Origin of the sequence: Haloarcula regularis (genome assembly GCF_029338315.1) — an archaeon.
Taxonomy (GTDB): domain Archaea; phylum Halobacteriota; class Halobacteria; order Halobacteriales; family Haloarculaceae; genus Haloarcula; species Haloarcula regularis.
In genome coordinates this window covers 279,584-298,425 of record NZ_CP119794.1, presented here as the reverse complement: position 1 = coordinate 298,425, position 18,842 = coordinate 279,584, and the positions used below count along the sequence as shown (strand labels likewise).

Here is an 18,842-nt window from a genome sequence, read left to right as displayed (position 1 = left end):
GTGCATGGATAGAGACGAGAGCTCGTCGACGGCTCTCGACCCTCGCCCAGTCGACCGGTCCACGCCAGATGACCCTGGGTGGACGGCCGCCGAGGGCGTCGAGACGGGACGTACCGGACCCGCGAGAGACGCTGTCGTTCGACCACGAGAGCGATGAACGACGACGAACTCACGGAGATACTCGAGGACGCCGGCCTCTCCCCGTACCAGGCAGACGCGTACGTCACGCTGCTCGAGATGGGAACGGCCACCGCGACGGACATCGCGGACCGGTGTGACGTCCCCGACCCGCGGATCTACGACGTGTTGCGGGACCTGGAGTCGAAGGGCTACATCGAGACGTTCCAACAGGACAGCCTCTCGGCGCGGGCACACGACCCGGAAGTCGTCCTCGAGGACCTGCGGGCCCGGTCGAGTCGCTACCTTGACGCCGCCGAGTCCATCGAGGAGCGGTGGAACCAGCCCGAGATAACTGACCACGAGGTGAGCATCGTCAAGCGCTTCGAGACGGTCAAGAATCGGGCACGGGAGCTCATCGAGGACGCCGAGAACGAGATCCAGCTGGGCGTCAGCGCCGAACAGTTCCTCGAGTTCCGGGACGCGCTGATGGCGGCCCACGACAGGGGCGTCGACGTGAAGCTCAGCATCTGTTCGGAGTCAGAGGACTACGTCCCCGATATCGCGGACCTCGAGGGGACCTGCATGGAGGCCCGCCACCGGGACATGCCCTCCCCCTTCCTCATCATCGTCGACAGGGTGTGGACGTGTTTCGCCCCGCACCAGCGGTCCATCAACGAGTACGGCGTCCTCGTCCACGACCGGACCCACTCCTACGTCTTCCACTGGTACTTCCGGACCTGCCTCTGGGAGATATGGGACACCGTGTACACCGAGCGTACCCCCGAGACGCCGATAACCTACGTGGACTTCAGACAGGCAGTCAGGGACATCGAACCGCTCCTCAACGAGGGGGCGACGATTACGGTGGCGGTCAACGGGTACGAGACGGGGACGAAGACACCCATCGAACTGCACGGCGTCATCACCGACGTCGACTACACCGGGAGTTCGCTGGGCCGGACCGAACCGATCCCGCTGGCACAGCTGGCCGGCAGGGTCAGTGCGACGCTCGAGACGGACGAGGGGACCTACGAGATCGGCGGGTGGGGTGCGATGGTCGAAGCCATCGAGACGACCCGCCTGGTCGTCGAGGACGTGCGGTACGACTGAGCGCGAGAAACTTTCCGAGAGTTTACGCGTTCGAGCGGCTTGATTTCACAAATAATCGTTTTGTATTTCGGCATATTTATATATCGAGATTGCTCGACAGCGCACTCCTGTCGTAGTACCAACTATTTCGCGGTGGGACGATTGTATTTACAACACCTGTGGTTAATTATGGGAAACATTTAAGTACTGACCGTGTAATCACACGATAGACATGTCGGACAACGACACCACAGGCGACAGTACATCGACAGGCGTCTCGCGGCGACGGTTCGTGCAGGCCGCCGGGGCGACTGGCGTGGCAGCGGGTATCGCTGGCTGTGCGGGCGACGGCGGCAGCGGTGGTGACGGCGGTTCCGGCGGCGACGGCGGTTCCGGCGGCGACGGTGGCGACGGGGACGGTGGCAGTTCCGGGGACGGTGGCAGCGGCGAGACCACGACCGTCCGCTGGGGCTTCGACCCGGTCGCGGTCCAGAACAACGGTGACGCCATCAAGCAGGCCCTTCGCGACAACGGCCTCCCGGAGAACATCGAGATCCAGTTCGTCCCGCGCGACCAGGACACCGGGCAGGCGCGGTCCAACTACAACCGCCTGCTCTCGGCCGGCGAGACGGACCCGGACATGTTCCTGATGGACAACGGCTGGACGAACATCTTCATCCAGCGGGGACAGATCGCCAACCTCACCGAGATGCTCCCGGAGGACCTCCTCTCGGACATCGAGGACAACTACTTCACCGGGTTCACCGAGACGGCTATCGACCCGTCCAGCGGGAACCTCTTTGGTGTCCCGGTCTTCCCGGACTTCCCGACGATGCAGTACCGCAAGGACCTCGTCGAGGAGGCCGGCTACAGCCCCGAGAGCAACAACTGGGCCACCGAGCCGATGACGTGGGAGGAGTGGTCGAACATCACCGCCGACACGCTCGACAACTCCGGCGTCGAACACGGCTGGACGGTCCAGTGGGACATCTACGAGGGGACCTCCTGTTGTACCTTCAACGAGGTCATGTCCTCGTGGGGCGGCGCGTACTTCGGCGGCCGCGAGAACCTCTTCGGGCCGGTCGGCGACCGGCCGATCACGGTCAACGAGCCCGAGACGGTCAAATCGCTCAACATGATGCGGAAGTTCGTCCACGACGAGGACTTCGGCGGCGAGTTCGACGGCTACGCCGGTAACATCGTCCCCACCGAGATTCTGGGCTGGATCGAGGAGGCCTCGCGGGCACCATTCGCGAACGGCGACGCGGTCATGCACCGCAACTGGCCCTACTCACTGGCGCTCACCGGCCGGAACCCGGAGGAGACCGAGGACCCGGCACTGGGTGAGGACCTCGGCGCGATGCCGATCCCGTACGCCGTCTCCGAGGAAGACGCCGCACAGCAGGGCGTCGGGGGCACCACGTCCGCCCTCGGTGGCTGGCACATGACCATCAACCCCAACAGCGAACAGAAGGACGCCGTCGTGGAGGTCATCCGCGCCGCGATGCAGCCCGACTTCCAGCTGACCCTCCTGTCCCTGCAGGGGTGGCTCCCGCCGCGGCCAGAACTCTTCGACTCCGACGAGGCCGCCAACGTGCCGGTCGTGGGTCGCTACATGGACACCCTGAAGGTCGCCGGGAACAACTCGCTCGCACGTCCGGTGACGGCCGTCTGGAGCCAGGAGTCGACGAACATCGCCCAGCAGGCGAACCGCGCTGTCGGTCAGGAAGCGTCCTCGCAGGACGCGATGGACGCGCTTGCCCAGAGCCTCTCGGACATCGAGAACGCATAACGGCGCCGTAGCCTGGGGCTAGTTTTAACACAATCCTAGTTTATTATTGATTATGGAGTGGAACAATACGCGGAGGGAAAGAGGGACATGAGCACAGATACCGCACGCGAGCGTGAATCACGCCGGTCGGGCGCACTCGTCAACGCGATGCGCTGGATGGAGAACCTGAGCGACACGCAGTACGCGTACCTGCTCTTGATACCGGTCTTCATCCTGCTCGGGGTCATCGCTCTGTACCCGCTGTTGCGGACCTTCGAGCTCTCGCTGTTCGAGGTTTCGGCCGACTTCTCGAGTACGTCGTTCGTCGGCATCGGGAACTACGTAGAACTGTTCGCCGGGGAGAAAGACGTCTTCCTCCCGGGCGACACCAACTTCCTGCCGGGGAGTCTCGGACTCCAGGCGCTCATCACGAGCGCGCTGGTGGTGACGATCATCTTCTCGGTGGTGAGCGTCTTCTTCGAGACCCTCATCGGGCTCGGGCAGGCGCTCATCCTCGACCAGGACTTCTACGGCCGCCGGTGGGTCCGTGCGGCCATCATCATCCCGTGGGCGGTGCCGGTCGTCATCCAGGGGATGATCTTCTTCCTGATGTTCAACTCGAACATCGGCTTCCTGACTCCCGTGCTGGCTGACCTCGGGATCCTGGCTCCGACGAACACGCTCAACGACCCGGCGAGTTCGCTCTTTATCATCATCGTCGCCGACATCTGGAAGACGTCGGCGTTCATGGCGCTGCTGATACTGGCTGGCCTCCAGAGCATCGATCGCGGCCTCTACGACGTCGCGAAGGTCGCCGGGGCCACCAAGTGGCAGCAGTTCAAGATGATCACGTTCCCGCTCATCCTGCCGACCATCGGTATCGCCGTGCTCTTCCGGTCGGTCCAGGCGATGCGGGTCTACGGTATCATCGACACGGTGTCGAAATGCTCGGTCGTCCCGTCGCTCTCGTGTATGGTCGTCGCGACCTTCAACACGCGCGAGGGCACGTCGGCGGCCATCGCCTTCGTCACGGCGGCCATCATCGGTGCCGTGGTGATGGTAATCATCCTGTGGCAAGGGGAGGACGCGATCTGAGATGGCAACCGCGACAGACCAAGACTCCGACGACGAGGGCGGACCGCTCGCTCGGTGGACACAGAGCGCCATGGCGAACCCGGAGAAGGTGTACCGTGCGCTGTTCTACGCAGCGATGGTGTTTTTCCTGGTGACGACGATGTTCCCCTTCTACTGGCTGCTCGTGCTGGCAGTCACCCCCGAGGGGAACCTGCTCGCCGGGAGCTCCTGCCCCAGGTCGCCGGGTTCACGTTCCCGCTCCCGACGCCGAAGGGGTTCAATCCGGGAGCATTTATCTCCGTCTTCGAACAGGTGCCGTTCCACCTGTACATGCTGAACAGCTTCGCGCTGGCCGTCTCGACGACGGTCATCGTGCTCCTGGTCGCGAGTCTGGCCGGCTACGTCTTCGGTCGGCTCCGCTTCCCGGGCCGGGCCGTGCTGATGCTGGGCATCCTGGCGATCAGCTACTTCCCGCCCGCCGCGTTCGTCATCCCGCTTTTCCAGGCGTTCGCAGCGAACGCACCGATCACGATTCCGTTCACGCAGGTCCCGCTGTTCACGCCGCCGCGGCTCCTGAACACGCCGGGATCGATGGTGCTGCCCTTTAGCGCGCTGTTCATGCCGCTGTCGGTGTTCATCCTCACGACCTTCTACGGCCAGATTCCGGACGGCCTTGAGGACGCCGCGCGGGTCGAGGGGACCACGCGTCTGGGCGCGCTGTTCCGCGTCATCATGCCGCTGTCGGCACCCGGTGTGGCGACGGCGGCCGTGCTGACGTTCATCGCCGTCTACAACGAGTACTTCTTCAGTTCCATCATGGCGACGTCGCCGGAACCCGCGAAGTGGTCGCCGATCGTCGGCGGTATCCTCAGCTACCAGACACAGTACACCACGCAGTTCAACCTGATGGCCGCCGCGAGCGTCGTCGGGGTCCTTCCCGTCGTCATCCTCGTCGTCGTGGCACAGGAGCGCATCGTCAGCGGACTGACCTCAGGAGCACTCAAGGAGTAATACAACAATGGCACGAGTCAGACTCGAAAACGTAACGAAACGCTACGACGACCAGGGTGAGGTAGTCACCGCCGTCGACAACATGAACCTCGACATCGAACACGGCGAGTTCATCTGCTTCGTCGGCCCCTCGGGGTGTGGGAAGTCGACCACGATGGAGACCATCGCCGGCCTGACCATCCCGACGGAGGGCGAGGTCTACATCGGCGACCGCGAGGTGACCAACCTCCCGCCGAAGGACCGGGGTATCGCGATGGTGTTCCAGAACATCGCGCTGTTTCCCCACATGGACGTCTACGACAACATCTCCTTTGGCCTCCGGCTGCGGGACTACCCGCAAGACGAGATCGACCGGCGCGTCGAACACGCCGCCGACATCGTCCAGCTCGAGGGCATGCTCGGGCGGATGCCCGAGGAGATGTCCGGCGGGCAGCGCCAGCGCGTCGCCATCGCACGCGCCATCGTCCGCGAACCGGACGTCTTCCTGATGGACGAGCCGCTGGCGAACTTAGACGCGAAGCTCAAGGTCCACATGCGGACCGAGCTCCAGCGCCTGCACAAGGAACTGGACACCACCATCATCTACGTCACCCACGACCAGGAGGAGGCGATGACGATGTCCGACCGGATCGCCGTGCTCAACGCCGGCAGCCTCCAGCAGATCGACCCGCCCCTGACCTGCTACAACGAACCGGACAACCTCTTTGTCGCCGGGTTCATCGGGTCGCCGTCGATGAACTTCGTCGAGGCCGAGGTGACCGAGACCGAGCTCGTCTCCGAGAACTTCTCGATATCCTTCGACCCCTCGACCGTCGAGGGCGTCGGCGTCGGCGACCAGCTGACGATGGGGATCCGCCCGGAGGACATCTACCCGGCGAACCTGAAAAACGAGGTCGCCGACCCCTCGATGAACATCGAGGCCCAGACGGACGTGTTAGAGCCGATGGGCGACGAGATATTCGCCTACCTGCTGCTGGGCGACGGCGAGACGTCGATGTCCCAGGAACAGGCGACCAACGACCAGCTGCTGATGAGCATCGAACCGGACTCCGACATCGAGGAGGACGAGGACATCGAGGTCGTCGTCGACCGGCGCAAGACCCACCTGTTCGACACGGCGTCGGGTGAGGCCATCGTCCACGGCCTCCAGCAGGCCGAACCGGCCGGGTCGGCGTCCGGCGGCGAGGTCGAATCCGACGACTGAGCACGATGCCCGGGACCCTCTGGTGGACGCTGGCGCTGCTCCTGTTTTTCTTCTGGGCGTACGGTATCGTGTCGTTCGTCCTGGACCTGAAAAACACGATCATCCCCGGCCTCATCCAGTATCGGCGGGGGCGTCGCAGGCAGAAACAGAAGGAACAGCGCGAGAAAGAGCGCGAGGAGCGGGAACAGCAGCTCTACTGACCCGCACCGACCCGTTCTAGAGCACGCACACACAGCACATGACAGACCCGTCTTCGGTGAGCCTCGGAATCGTCGGTCTCGGAAACATCGCCCGCATCCACTGTGACGCACTCGAGAGCCAGGGCCTCGGTGACGTCGTCACGGCCGGTGTCGACGTCGACGCCGACGCGCGGGCGGCCTTCGAAACCGAGTACGACGTCTCCGTGTCGGCGGACCCGGAACCGGTGTTCGAAGCCGTCGACGCCGTCATGGTGACCACACCGAATCGCTATCACGAGGAGTACGTCGTCGCGGCACTGGAGGCCGGCCTCGACGTGCTGGTCCAGAAGCCACTCGCCGACGACCTGGCCGGCGCGGAGCGGATCGCGGCGGCCGCCCGGTCGGCGCCCGGATTCTGTATGGTCGGCTTCCACAACCGCTTTGCGAGTCCCGTCCGGACGCTGGCCGCCTACCGAGAGCGCGGGACGCTCGGGACCGTGAGCCACGTGGAGGCCAACTACGTCCGCCGGCGCGGGATCCCGAACCGCGGGTCGTGGTTCACCCAGGCCGACGTCGCCGGCGGGGGCTCGCTCATCGACATCGGCGTCCACGCCATCGACCTCTCGCTGTCCCTGCTTGGCGACCCGGACGTGGTCGAGGTATCGGGAACGACCCGTTCCGAGTTCGGCTCGCGGCCCGACTACGGCAACGTCCGTGCCTGGCGGGCCGACGAGGGCGAGGGCGGGTTCGACGTGGACGACTCGGCGAGCGCGTTCGTCCGCTGTGCGAACGGAGCCACGATATCGCTCGAGGTGGCCTGGGCGACGAACCGGCCCGACAGCAAGGAGTACTACGTTCGAGGCGACGCCGGCGGCGCCAGACTGGACCTCGGGGACGGGTCGCTGACGCTGTACGAGACGGCCGACGTCGGCGGTATCCACCACCGCACCACCGACGTCGAGACGGCGCCGAACGACCCCCACGCCGTCGAGGCCCGGCGGTTCGTCGAGGCCGTGGCCGCCGGCGAGTCGCCAGCGGTCAACACGGTCGAGCAGGCACTGACCGTCCAGCGGGTCGTCGACGGCATTTACCGGTCGAGCGAGGCCGGGGCCGCCGTCGGAATCGAGTAACAGCGCGGTGGCAGTGAAGAAAGCTTAATCCGTGGCGTCTGACCTTCTCAACAGTATGAAAACGATCGCGGTCCGCGAGGGGGAGACCGAGCCGGCGCTCGTCGAGAAGGAACGGCCGACGCCCGACCGTGGCGAGGCGCTGGTCAGGACGCTCAGGGTCGGCGTCGACGGGACCGACCACGAGGTCATCAGCGGCGAACACGGCGGCTACCCCGAAGGCGAGGACCACATGGTGCTGGGCCACGAGGCCGTCGGCGTCGTCGAGGACCCCAACGGGACGGGACTGGCACAGGGGCAGGTCGTCGCGCCGACCGTCAGACGGAAGCCGAACGGCGAGACCAACGACTTCTTCCGGCGCGGCGAACCCGACATGGCCCCGGAGGGGGACTATTACGAGCGCGGCATCGTCGGCGAACACGGGTTCATGGCGGAGTATTTCACCTCGCCGGCGGACTTCCTGGTCCCGCTCCCCGAGACGCTGGCCGAGTACGGGTTCTTCGTCGAACCGATCTCGATTACCGCCAAGGCCACCGAACACGCCTTCGCCACGCGGGAGCCCTTCGAGTGGCGCCCCGAGGCCGCCTGTGTCCTGGGGAACGGGTCGCTCGGACTCCTGACTGTCTGGATGCTCGGCCAGGAGTTCGACCGCACCCACTGTGTCGGGCGCCGGGACCGGCCGGACCCGACCGTCGACATCATCGAGGACCTCGGGGCGACGTACATCGACTCGCGCCAGACGCCCGTCGACGAGATTCCCGAGCACTACGAGGGGATGGACTACATCTACGAGGCGACCGGGTTCGCCCCCCACGCCGTCCAGACCGTCCACGCACTCGCCCAGAACGGCGTCGGTGCCCTGCTGGGCATCCCGGCCTCGTGGGAGTTCGAGATCGACGGCGGCGCGCTCCACAACGACATCGTCCTCCACAACAAGTGTCTCATCGGCACGGTCAACTCCCACGTCAAGCACTTCGAGATGGCCCGCGAGACGCTCGGCGAGATGCCCGAGTCGCTGCTCGAGGACCTCGTGACGACGGTGGTCGGCCCCGAGAACGTCGACCCGGCGTTCGTCGACGACGACGAGCAGATCAAAGCCGTCGTGGAGTTCGACACGCTGTAAGTGCCCGGGCTGTTCGGGTCGGTGGATGTTTCGGACCGGCGAACACAGTCGTCCGCAATCCGACAGGTCTCCTACGCCGACTGAATTGGTTCCTGGACGTTCTGTCGGCCACGTTCGGCGGGAGGCGAAACAGCCGGCCACGTGTCAGGCGGTTTCGCTCTCGGAGCTGAAAGTAAAATGAACGCTGTTGTCATACGCGGTATTAAGTGCGAATCGTCAATACGGAGTGATGAGGTACTGCTGTACTCATGACTGACGAATCCTCTGACAGGCGGCTATCGAGACGTAACGCGCTTCGCATCGCGGGCGCTGCAGGAGCTGCATCACTCGCCGGGTGTGGCGGCGACGGTGGCAGCGGCGGCGACGGTGGTAGCGGTGGCGACGGCGGTGACGGCGGCAGCGGTGGCGACGGCGGCAGCGACGGTGACGGCGGCGACGGCGGCAGCGAACAGACACAGACGAGTACGCTCGAGGTAGCCCACTGGTGGGGCGAAGGCGACGGCCTCGAGGCCATCCAGGCCGTGATGGACGCCTTCGTCGAGGAGTACCCGTTCGTGGACTTCGACGACAACCTCATCGCGGGCGGGGCCGGCCAGAACCTCCAGTCCAACATCCGGACGCGCATCCAGAACGGCAACCACCCGAGCACGTGGCAGAACTGGCCCGGGGCGGCGCTGCGGCCGTTCACGGACGCGAACCTGCTCGAGGACATCGGTGACTCCGTCTGGAGCGAGAACAACATGCAGGAAGCGTACCTGGACGGGCCGAAGGCAGCGGCCCAGCCGGCCGGCAACTTCGTCACGGTGCCCCTGAACATCCACCGCATCAACAACCTGTTCTACAACGTCAGCGTCGTCGAGGACGCGGGCGTCGACCCGACCAGCCTGGAAACGCCGGCCGACGTCACCGAGGCCCTGCAGGCCGTCTCCGACGCCGGTTACACGGGGATGGCCCACCAGACCAACGCGCCGTGGTCGACCATCCAGCTGTTCGCGACGGTCTATCTGGGCATCACCGACGCGGAGACGTACGGCGCCACGTTCGAGGACGGCGAGATCGACGCCAACAGCGACGCGCTGGCCGAGGCGCTCGACATCGTCCGTGACTACAGCGAGTTCTACCCCAGCGACGCCGGCTCGATCTCCTGGACCGAGGCCAACTCGCAGGTCATCAACGGCGACGCCGCCTTCATCCACCAGGGCGACTGGGCGGCCGGCACGTACATCACCAACGACCTCGCCTACGGCGAGGAGTGGGACTACGTGCCGTTCCCCGGCACCGCCGGCAACTACGCGCTGAACATGGACTCGTTCCCGTACCCCATCAACAACCCGTCGCCGGAGGCGACCACCCTCTGGTGTCGGTTCGTCGGCACCGCCCGGGCCCAGGAGATATTCTGTCCGGGCAAGGGCGCCATCCCACCCCGGAACGACGTCTCCACGGAGCCGTTCAACGACTTCTCGACGGACCAGATCGAGGACTTCCAGAACAGCGACGCCCAGCCACGGTCGCTGGCACACGGCCTGGCCGCACCGCCCGAAGTCGCCTCGGGTGTCAGTTCGGCGATCAGCTCGTTCATCTCCGGCGCGTCCAACGACGACGTCATCAGTCAGCTGTCGAGCGCGTACAGCGAGTAGACACCGACACCCGACGCCGTCTTTTGACGCCGACGCGGGTCGAGGACCCGACCGAGAGAGCCGAATGTGGAGGTCTACGGGCCGATATCGAGCGATAGGGCAACAATGATATACGCGGTCTCTCAATCACCCACCACGCGATGGCACGACTGACACTCGACAACGTGACGAAAGTCTTCGACGACGACGGGGAGCAGATCGTCGCCGTCGACGACGTCGACATCGACATCGAGGACGGCGAGTTCCTCGTCCTCGTCGGGCCCTCCGGCTGTGGGAAGTCAACGACGCTCCGGATGATCGCCGGTCTCGAGGACGTCACGACGGGCGAGCTGCGCATCGACGGTGAGGTGGTCAACGACGTCCCCGCGACGAAGCGAAACATCGCGATGGTGTTCCAGTCGTACGCGCTGTATCCGCACATGACCGTCCGCGGGAACATGGCGTTCGGTCTCGAGGAGTCGACCGACCTCCCCGACCACGAGATCCGCCAGCGCGTCGAGGAGGCGGCCGACCTGCTGGGTATCCCGGAACTGCTCGACCGCAAGCCCGACGAACTCTCCGGGGGCCAGCAACAGCGCGTCGCACTCGGGCGCGCCATCGTCCGAGACCCGGAGGTGTTCCTGATGGACGAGCCGCTGGCGAACCTCGATGCCAAGTTGCGAGCGGAGATGCGCACCGAGCTTCCAGCAGCTCCAGCACGACCTGGGCGTGACGACGGTCTACGTCACGCACAATCAGGTCGAGGCGATGACCATGGCCGACCGGGTCGCCATCTTAGACGAGGGCGTCCTCCAGCAGTGTGCCACGCCACTGGAGTGTTACCACGAGCCGAACAACCTCTTCGTCGCCGGGTTCATCGGCGAACCGTCGATGAACTTTCGAGGTGACCAGAGAGGGGACGACGCTCGTCGCCGACCACTTCGAGTACGAGCTCTCCGAGGCGACGCTTGCGGACCTGGGTGAGACCAACGACCTGACGCTGGGCATCCGGCCCGAGGACGTGGAGCTGAAGTCGGCCGTCGACGGCGACCACGACTACCACGCGCTGGTCGACGTCGTCGAACCGAAGGGCGACGAGAACGTCGTCCACCTCGCCTTCGAGGGCGCGCCCGCCGCACAGAGCGCGCTGTTTACCGCCGTTATCGACGGGATGCGCAGCGTCGACGCGGACCAGCGGCTCGTCGCGGGCTTCCCGGAGTCGGCGATCCACCTCTTCGACCGGGCGACCGGCGAGGCGCTCCACAACCGCGAACTCTCGGCGGCCGACGCGCCCAGTCTCTGACCCCATATCTGAAGGCGAAGTCTCTTTGTAGGCGACTCGAGAACCCCTCCACATGGCAAGTGACGACCTGGAGGCCGCCCTCGAACAGGTCATCTCACAGTTCAACCTCGGCGAGTACGAGGTCGCAGCGTACCTGGCCGTGCTCCAGCACGGCGAGCTGACCGCCTCGGAGATAGCGGAGAACACCGACATCCCACAGCCCCGGGTCTACGACACCGTCCGGAGCCTCAGCGACGTCGGCCTGGTCGAGCTGAAGGAGACGCGCCCGATGAAGGTGCTGGCAATCGACCCCCGGGACGCCTTCGGCGACATCCAGTCCTCGCTGGACGACCTGGTCGACAGCCTCTCGGAGCGATACACCGCGCCGGCCCGCGAACCGGAGGCGGTGTCGCTGGTGAAGTCCCGCCCGACGATACTCCGGTACCTGGAGGACATCATCGAGGCCGCCGAGTACGAGCTGATGCTTTCGTTGACCCCCTCGCTGTTGCGTCGGTTCGAGGATCGCCTGCGGGAACGCCACGACGCGGGCATCGCCACCGAGATCCTGGTCTCGCCGGCCCGCGACGCCCCCGACGAGTCGGAGTTCGACTACGAGAGCGTCGCAACCACCGTTCGAGGGCGGCGCGGCATCACCACGCCGGTGGTGGCCATCGCGGACGGGAACTACTCGATGTACGCCACCCGCGAGAGCGTCCGCGGCGACACCGACCGCTACGGTGTCATCTTCAACCGGTCAGAGCTTGGCTTTCTGGTCTCCGGGTTCCTCAACACCGTCCTGTGGACGACGGCGGACACGATATCCTCGGACGGGGACGGACTCCCCTTCCCGCGGCGCTACGGCACCATCAGGCGCTGTATCTCCGACCTGAGCAGCATGGAGGGCGAGTTCTACGCGACCATCGAGGGCCGGGACGTCGAGACGGGCGACCACTGGGTCGTCGAGGGGCGCGTCGCCGAAGCCTCCTACAGCTCGAACCGGGAGGTGGCGACGCTCGTCGTCGAGACGGACGACGGCATGGTCGACGTCGGCGGCCAGGTGGCCGCCTACGAGGACATCGAGGCCTACGAGATTCTCGTCGGCCGCGACGGCGTCCCCGAACTGTAACTCCACGGATCCGACAATCCGCTGTCGCTGTTTTTGGCGAACCTAAAACTCAAGAGGGGCCAGCCCAGAGGAGTTGCTAATGAGCCTGCAGCACACTGCAGACCGGACGGATGGGACCTACACCTTCGACGACGTGGCCGTCGTCATGGGGACGTACAACGAGGAGGCGGCCATCGGCACGGTGCTCTCGGACATCGAGTCGGTCACCGACGGCCGGGCCGAGGTGGTCTGTGTCGACGGGTCGAGCGACCGCACGCCCGAGATCGCCCGGGAACACGGCGCTCGCGTCGTCGAACAGGAACCACAGGGGTACGGCGTCGCGGTGCGCGAGGCCGTCCTCACGCCGGACCGCCCCATCGTGGTGACGACGGACTGTGACGACACGTACCCGATGGAACGCCTGCCGGACTTCCTCGACGAGATCAACGACGGCGCGGACGTCGTCAGCGGCGACCGGCTGTACTTCGGGGCCGACGAGATGCCCGCCCTCAACCGGCTCGGCAACGAGCTGTTCGCCCTGTTCGCGAGCGCGCTGATGGGCCGGCGCGTCCACGACACCACCACCGGGATGCGTGCGTACCGGCGCGAACTCCTCCACCAGATCCGCTGGACGGAGAACACCGGCCTCTCGGCCGAGCTGCTCATCCGGCCGCTGATGCGGGGCTACGACGTCCGCGAGCGCCCCATCGAGTACGACGAGCGGGCCGGCGAGACGAAGCTCGACCCGTTCTCGGGCGGCCTCGCCATCGCGAAGTCCATCGGCAAGGTGGCACTCGAAGAGCGGTTCCGCTGAGACGCCACACCGGAAACGTCGCCCCGCCGGGAGAGCCTCACTCCGGCGGGTGCTGGTAACTGTTCGTGCCGCCGGGGTGGCCCTGCGGGTTCTCGATGCCGACGAGTCGCCCCCCGGTCGGCGAGCTGTAGAGCGCGAACTGGAGCTCGTTGACCAGGTAGTAGCGCACCCGTTCGCGTGGGTCGCCGTGGGGGTCCGGGTCCGCGATGGCGACGCCCATGCCTCGCAGCGTCTCCGCGCGTCTCTCCGGCGAGAGCGCCACGAACGAGGCGTCCTCCCACTCGGTCGCGTAGTCGTCGAGCGCGTCGACGGCCTCGGCGATACCGCGTGCCCGCTCCGGGTCGGCCCCGACACGGCCGGCGAGGTAGCCGTCGACGAACTCGCGGACACCCGATACCGCGCTCGGGTAGACCACGTCGGCGACAGCGTGGACCGTCTCGCGGTCGTGGGCCGAGAGCGGCCCGTCGCTTTTCTCCTGTTCGTCCCAGGTGAGCGCCGCCGCACCGCCGGCGACGGCGATCCCCGCGGCGCCCAGCGCTTTCAGTGCGTCCCGTCGGGTGAGTTCGTAGTCGGTCATGAATCGGCCTCCGTGAGCGTCGCGTTCAGTCGAATCCCCTCGCGATGGCTTCCCGGGATATACGCCGCCTCGCCCCCACAGCGCCGCTGGTCCCGGCACATCTCCAGTCGGGGCGTCAGCGCCCGGACGCCGGTTTCGGTCCGCTCTACCGGGACGACGACGCGGTAGGTAACGCCCGCGCCGGTCCCGTAGTCGACGAAGGCGTTTACGGCAACCGGGCCGCTGTTTGGCGTCGGGACCGTCACCGTCTCGTCCAGTGCGGGGCCGGAGAGGCGGGTCTCCGCGTCGTCGACCCGGACGGTCAGGTTCAGCGTCTCGGCACCTCTCGCGGTGGCGTAGGCGTCCTCCTGGCCGTCCGTGAGCCGGAGCGAGACGAGTTCGGCCTCGCCGGGCAGACCCGCGCTGACGTCCGTCCGGACCGCGCCCCCTTCGACGACGCGCACCCGCTGGACGTGGGGCTCGACGGACAGGCCCAGGAACGGCGCCCACTGCCCGCGGAAGACGTAGCGGTAGTACGTCCGGTCGGGGTAGGCGTCGACGACGGCGAACTGCCGGTGCTGCATAGCGTAGACCGTCCCGTCGTCGAATCCAGGGTCGTTGCGCAGGGCCTGGAACGGGTGGTTCAGCCAGTCGCCGTAGGGCGTCGGGAGGAAGACGACGCTGTCGGCGAAGTCGTCGGTCTCGAAGGGCTCGTAGGCCTGCTCGTACTGGCGGGTCACCTCCAGGTTGTCGCCGACCGGCTCGGCGGCGACGGCGACGGCGGTGGCCCCGCCGAGCGTCGCGAGCAGCACGACCGCCACCGCGAGCGCGGGCCGCACACGGTCGGGTTCGACCCGCTCCTCGACGGTGGTCCGAACCCACTCCCAGCCACGGCGGACGCCCACCGCCCCGAACGCGACGGTCGGCAAGAGCAGGTCCACGTGGTAGTACGGCCCCAGGAACCGAACGAGGCCGTCCGTGGGGTCCGCGAGGTCACCGAGCATGTTGACCGTCCCCCAGAAGTAGAGGTTGCCCAGCGTGACAGCGAGGAGCACACCCGCGAGCGCGAGGCGACGGGAGTCGAGGCCGCGCCGGGTCGCGGTCCACAGGCCCAGGGCCGCCACGAGCGTCCCCAGCGGTCCGGCGACGACCCAGCGGGTCGCGTACTTCGAGAGGAGTTCAGCGTTGGCGGTAAGGGAGAGCGCCGGTGTGAAGTCCCGCGAGTACCCGAGGATGGACCGCCGACCGAACCCGAGGCCGTCGTTGGGCGAACACCTGGTAGGGGAACACGAGCGGGTCGCCGGTGACGACGGCGTTGTACGCGAGCGTCACGCCGACGCCGGCCAGGCCACAGAGGGCGGTGAGGCCGACCCGGGCGACGACCGGCGGGTCCAGGGCACGGAGCGACCACAGCGCGTGCAGGACGAACGGCGTCGCGAACAGGACGGCCGTGTAGGGCCGCGAGAAGAACGCGAGGCCGATGCTGAGGCCAGCGAGCGCCGCGGTACGCGGACTTCCCGTGCGGTCCGCATGGAGGTAGGCGGCGGCGAACCCGAGGTTGTACATCGTCGTCGGAACGTACGAGAGGAACACCGACGCGTCGACTAGAAAGAGCGGCGACCCGAGCAGGAGGGCCGTGGCGACGACGCCGGTCCGGCCGTCGAAGGCCTCCCGGACCGTCAGGTAGGTCAGCGCGAGCGTCGCCGCCGCGACCAGGCCGAGCGCGATGCGATAGCCACCCAGCAGGCCACCCACGGCGAACGTGGCGGCGGCGACCGGCGTGTACTTCGGATAGAGCTTTCCGCCCGCGTCCACGAAGAACCACGGGCGGAACGTCTCTGTGACTGGCGGGTCCATGAAGAGCTGGCCCTCGAGCAGCATCGCCGCCTGCTGGAGGTAGACGGCCTCGTCGTGGTTGGAGGTGTGGTACGGGAAGACGACGTGAGCGAGCGCGAAGACGGCCACCCCGCCGACCGCCGCGAGCAGCGCGGCCTGGACGCCGGGGCGACGCAGCCGCCTCATTCGGTGGGATACCAGGCGAGTTCGTGGTCCGCCGCGAGGTCGACTTCGACCGGCTCGCCCGGTTCGAACGTCTCGACGTGGTTGTGCATGCAGTGGACGATGTCGCCGCTGTGTAGCTCGACGCGGTAGACGAAGGAGGGGCCGTTGTACTGGCGGTGGACGACGTAGCCGTCGGCCTTCGGCTCGCTGGTCGGGACGGCCTGCAGGTCGTCGGGCCGGACGAGCACGTCGACCATGGCGCCGTCGTAGGCCTCGACGGGTCCGTTCAGTCGATGCGTGCCGAACGAGCCCAGGCCGGTCTCTATCGTCTCGTCGACCACCCGCGCAGAGAGGAAGCTGGCCTGGCCGAGGAAGCTCGCGACGAAGCGGCTCTCGGGGTTCTCGAACACCTCGCCGGGGTCGCCGACCTGGGCGATGGCGCCGTCGTTCATGATGGCGACCCGGTCGCTGATCGACAGGGCCTCCTCCTGGTCGTGGGTGACGGAGATGGCGGTGACGCCGGCCCGCTTGAGGATCTTGCGGACCTCCTCGCGCATCTCGACACGCAGGCGGACGTCGAGGTTCGAGAAGGGTTCGTCCAGCAGGAGGACGTCCGGTTCCGGCGCGAGCGAGCGCGCCAGCGCGACCCGCTGTTGCTGGCCGCCGGAGAGCTGGGCGGGCATCTTGTCGTGGTGGTCCCGCAGGTCGACCAGCTCGAGCAGTTCGTCGACACGGCTGGCGGTCGCTTCCGCGTCCATGTCGGTGAGGCCGAAGGCGATGTTCTCCGCGACGGAGAGGTGCGGGAACAGGGCGTAGTCCTGGAAGACGATGCCGACGTCCCGCTCCTCGGGCTTGCGGAAGATGCCTTCCCCGGCGATGACATCGTCCTCGAGCGAGACGGCCCCCGCGGTCGGTCGCTCCAGGCCCGCGATCATCCGGAGCGTCGTCGTCTTGCCACAGCCGGACGGCCCGAGCAGCGTCAGGAGTTCGCCCTCCTTGACCTCGAGGTCGAGGTTCTCGACGGCGAGTTCCTGGCCGTAGTCCTTCGAGACGCCGTCGAGTCGCAGGACCGTCCGGTCCGGATCCGATACCGCCGCGTCGACAGATTCGAACGCGGAGAGCCGTCGTGAGCGTGTTTGGTTCGACATTAGGAACTACCCTCCCGTCTGAGGATGACCAGCATGGAGAGCCCGGAGACGCCGACGAGTATCAGCGCCGGGACTGCGGCTTGCCCGTAGTAGCCGGCCCCCTGGACGAGCCAGATGTACGTTACGAACGTCTCGAAGCCCGTCGGCCGTAACATGAGCGTTGCCGGCAATTCCTTCATCGTCGTCAGGAAGACCAGCGCCGCCCCGGCCGCCAGTCCCGGCGCCACGAGCGGCAGGACGACCTGCCGGAACGCCGAGATCGGGTCGTAGCCCAGCGACCGCGCGGCCTCGATGTAGCTCGGGTCCACCTGCAGAATCGACGATTCGGTCGTCCCCACCGCCTGTGGAAGGAACCGGACGACGTAGGCAAAGACGAGCAGGACGACGCTCTGGTAGAGGAAGGGGACGTACGCCAGTCCCAGGTACACGAGCGCCAGCCCCAGCACGACGCCGGGGACGGCATAGCCCACGTAGGTCGCTCGCTCGGGCAGCGACGCGAGTCCCGTGTCGCTGCGCGCCGCGAGGTACGCCACGGGCAGCGCCGCGAGGACGCTGATGGCGGCGGCCGCCGCGGCCAGGCCGACGGAGTTCCACGCGTAGGAGAGCTCGAAGGCGAACCCGCCGCCGACGTAGCCGGTGCCCGAACGCACGAGCCACCGCAGGAGGATGGCGACGGGTAAGACCAGACAGAGCGAGGCGATACCGGCACAGAACGTGAGGGCCGGAACTTTCCAGCGTCCGAGTCGTATCTGTCCCGGCTGGCGCGACCCGCGACTGACGTAGGCGCCGTCACGGCCCGCGTTGAGCCGCGACTCGACGGCGAGGATGCCAAGCGCCATCACCAGCAGCAGCATCGACAGCACCGACGCGTAATCGAGCCGTCGGGCGCCAAACTCGTTGTAAATCATCCGGGTGAACACGTCGTACTGCATGATGGCGGGCGTCCCGAAGTCCGAGAGGGTGTACAGTGCGACCAGGAGGGCGCCGGCGGCGATGCCGGGCGCGATCTGTGGCAGCGTGACGCGCTTGAACGCCTCCCAGCGGGTGTGGTTCAGCGAGCGGGCCGCCTCGACGACGGTGCCGTCGAACGAGAGGAGGGCGGCCCGCGTCGTCAGGAAGACGTAGGGGTACGTAAAGAGCGTGAGCACGAGTACGGCGCCGTGCAGGCCGTAGACGGTCGGCAGTTGCTCGACGCCGAGCGGCGCGAGCAGGTCTGCGAGTGCGCCACGCGGCCCGAACGCCGAGACGAAGGCGAACGCGCCGATGTAGCTGGGAACGACCAGCGGGAGCGCCGACGTGATGGTCCAGAAGCGCCTGAACGGGAGGTCCGTCTGTGCGGTGAGGATCGCGAGGGGCACGCCGACGACGATGGAGGCGGCGGTCACGCCCACGACGAGCGCGAGCGTGTTCAGCGTCACCTCGACGGTCGTCTGGCTGGTCAGCAGTTCTATCGCCCGGGGGACGGCTATCTCGCCAGCCCGGAGGAACAGCCACACCAGCGGCGACAGAACGACCAGCGAGATGGTGAGTGCGACCACTGCGAGCAGTGTGGGAGCCGTCGAGTCGGTGTGCTCGGCGGACGTCTGCTCCCGGAGCCGCTCGAAGCGGTCGCTGGAACTCAT

The 18,842-nt window shown here is 66.8% G+C and carries 13 protein-coding genes and 3 pseudogenes; 12 read left to right on the top strand and 4 right to left on the bottom strand.

Annotated features, from left to right (window positions below; all coding sequences use genetic code 11):
- Nucleotides 1-153: 153 nt before the first annotated feature.
- From P1N55_RS01700 to P1N55_RS01645, 12 genes and pseudogenes are all read left to right on the top strand, one after another.
- Nucleotides 154-1,230: a TrmB family transcriptional regulator gene (locus tag P1N55_RS01700; protein ID WP_276277302.1), complete on the top strand. Its 1,077-nt coding sequence runs from the start codon at nucleotides 154-156 to the stop codon at nucleotides 1,228-1,230.
- Between the two features lie 211 nt (nucleotides 1,231-1,441).
- The gene (locus P1N55_RS01695) at nucleotides 1,442-3,001 is read left to right on the top strand and encodes an extracellular solute-binding protein (RefSeq protein WP_276277301.1); all 1,560 of its coding nucleotides are present in this window, start codon (nucleotides 1,442-1,444) and stop codon (nucleotides 2,999-3,001) included.
- Nucleotides 3,002-3,088: 87 nt separating this feature from the next.
- A complete protein-coding gene (locus P1N55_RS01690; RefSeq protein WP_276277300.1) occupies nucleotides 3,089-4,075 on the top strand; it encodes a carbohydrate ABC transporter permease in 987 nt (328 codons plus the stop codon).
- Nucleotide 4,076: 1 nt separating this feature from the next.
- A pseudogene (locus P1N55_RS01685) lies at nucleotides 4,077-5,065 on the top strand (carbohydrate ABC transporter permease).
- Nucleotides 5,066-5,072: 7 nt separating this feature from the next.
- Nucleotides 5,073-6,269: an ABC transporter ATP-binding protein gene (locus tag P1N55_RS01680; protein WP_276277299.1), complete on the top strand. Its 1,197-nt coding sequence runs from the start codon at nucleotides 5,073-5,075 to the stop codon at nucleotides 6,267-6,269.
- Between the two features lie 5 nt (nucleotides 6,270-6,274).
- Nucleotides 6,275-6,469 carry a hypothetical protein gene (locus P1N55_RS01675; RefSeq protein WP_276277298.1) on the top strand — a complete coding sequence of 65 codons (195 nt, stop codon included), beginning with the start codon at nucleotides 6,275-6,277 and terminating at the stop codon, nucleotides 6,467-6,469.
- A gap of 38 nt (nucleotides 6,470-6,507) precedes the next feature.
- Nucleotides 6,508-7,578, top strand: coding sequence for a Gfo/Idh/MocA family protein (locus P1N55_RS01670; protein WP_276277297.1), 1,071 nt, complete (start codon nucleotides 6,508-6,510; stop codon nucleotides 7,576-7,578).
- A gap of 55 nt (nucleotides 7,579-7,633) precedes the next feature.
- Complete coding sequence (locus P1N55_RS01665; protein ID WP_276277296.1) at nucleotides 7,634-8,698, top strand: glucose 1-dehydrogenase; 1,065 nt, start codon at nucleotides 7,634-7,636, stop codon at nucleotides 8,696-8,698.
- Between the two features lie 248 nt (nucleotides 8,699-8,946).
- A complete protein-coding gene (locus tag P1N55_RS01660; protein ID WP_276277295.1) occupies nucleotides 8,947-10,335 on the top strand; it encodes an ABC transporter substrate-binding protein in 1,389 nt (462 codons plus the stop codon).
- A gap of 140 nt (nucleotides 10,336-10,475) precedes the next feature.
- Nucleotides 10,476-11,617, top strand: a pseudogene (locus P1N55_RS01655) (ABC transporter ATP-binding protein).
- 52 nt (nucleotides 11,618-11,669) lie between these two features.
- The gene (trmB, locus tag P1N55_RS01650; protein WP_276277294.1) at nucleotides 11,670-12,722 is read left to right on the top strand and encodes an HTH-type sugar sensing transcriptional regulator TrmB; all 1,053 of its coding nucleotides are present in this window, start codon (nucleotides 11,670-11,672) and stop codon (nucleotides 12,720-12,722) included.
- Nucleotides 12,723-12,801: 79 nt separating this feature from the next.
- Nucleotides 12,802-13,515, top strand: coding sequence for a dolichyl-phosphate hexose transferase (locus P1N55_RS01645; protein WP_276277293.1), 714 nt, complete (start codon nucleotides 12,802-12,804; stop codon nucleotides 13,513-13,515).
- A 37-nt stretch (nucleotides 13,516-13,552) separates the two neighbouring features.
- Here P1N55_RS01645 and P1N55_RS01640 read toward each other — a convergent pair whose 3' ends face one another.
- The 4 genes and pseudogenes from P1N55_RS01640 to P1N55_RS01625 form a co-directional block, all read right to left on the bottom strand.
- Nucleotides 13,553-14,092, bottom strand: coding sequence for a gluconate 2-dehydrogenase subunit 3 family protein (locus P1N55_RS01640; protein ID WP_276277292.1), 540 nt, complete (start codon nucleotides 14,090-14,092; stop codon nucleotides 13,553-13,555).
- Nucleotides 14,089-16,093 (bottom strand): annotated as a pseudogene (locus tag P1N55_RS01635) (ArnT family glycosyltransferase). The gene P1N55_RS01640 and the pseudogene P1N55_RS01635 overlap by 4 nt, the downstream one beginning before the upstream one ends.
- Nucleotides 16,090-17,220 (bottom strand): ABC transporter ATP-binding protein, encoded by a 1,131-nt coding sequence (locus P1N55_RS01630; protein WP_276277291.1) that lies wholly within the window; start codon nucleotides 17,218-17,220, stop codon nucleotides 16,090-16,092. The pseudogene P1N55_RS01635 and the gene P1N55_RS01630 overlap by 4 nt, the downstream one beginning before the upstream one ends.
- The gene (locus tag P1N55_RS01625) at nucleotides 17,220-18,842 is read right to left on the bottom strand and encodes an ABC transporter permease (RefSeq protein WP_276277290.1); all 1,623 of its coding nucleotides are present in this window, start codon (nucleotides 18,840-18,842) and stop codon (nucleotides 17,220-17,222) included. The genes P1N55_RS01630 and P1N55_RS01625 overlap by 1 nt, the downstream gene beginning before the upstream one ends.

Coding starts and splice junctions, on each gene's coding strand:
- P1N55_RS01700 (WP_276277302.1), top strand. CDS start 154: ATGAACGACGACGAACTCACGGAGATACTCGAGGACGCCGGCCTCTCC.
- P1N55_RS01695 (WP_276277301.1), top strand. CDS start 1,442: ATGTCGGACAACGACACCACAGGCGACAGTACATCGACAGGCGTCTCG.
- P1N55_RS01690 (WP_276277300.1), top strand. CDS start 3,089: ATGAGCACAGATACCGCACGCGAGCGTGAATCACGCCGGTCGGGCGCA.
- P1N55_RS01680 (WP_276277299.1), top strand. CDS start 5,073: ATGGCACGAGTCAGACTCGAAAACGTAACGAAACGCTACGACGACCAG.
- P1N55_RS01675 (WP_276277298.1), top strand. CDS start 6,275: ATGCCCGGGACCCTCTGGTGGACGCTGGCGCTGCTCCTGTTTTTCTTC.
- P1N55_RS01670 (WP_276277297.1), top strand. CDS start 6,508: ATGACAGACCCGTCTTCGGTGAGCCTCGGAATCGTCGGTCTCGGAAAC.
- P1N55_RS01665 (WP_276277296.1), top strand. CDS start 7,634: ATGAAAACGATCGCGGTCCGCGAGGGGGAGACCGAGCCGGCGCTCGTC.
- P1N55_RS01660 (WP_276277295.1), top strand. CDS start 8,947: ATGACTGACGAATCCTCTGACAGGCGGCTATCGAGACGTAACGCGCTT.
- trmB (WP_276277294.1), top strand. CDS start 11,670: ATGGCAAGTGACGACCTGGAGGCCGCCCTCGAACAGGTCATCTCACAG.
- P1N55_RS01645 (WP_276277293.1), top strand. CDS start 12,802: ATGAGCCTGCAGCACACTGCAGACCGGACGGATGGGACCTACACCTTC.
- P1N55_RS01640 (WP_276277292.1), bottom strand. CDS start 14,092: ATGACCGACTACGAACTCACCCGACGGGACGCACTGAAAGCGCTGGGC.
- P1N55_RS01630 (WP_276277291.1), bottom strand. CDS start 17,220: ATGTCGAACCAAACACGCTCACGACGGCTCTCCGCGTTCGAATCTGTC.
- P1N55_RS01625 (WP_276277290.1), bottom strand. CDS start 18,842: ATGAGTTCCAGCGACCGCTTCGAGCGGCTCCGGGAGCAGACGTCCGCC.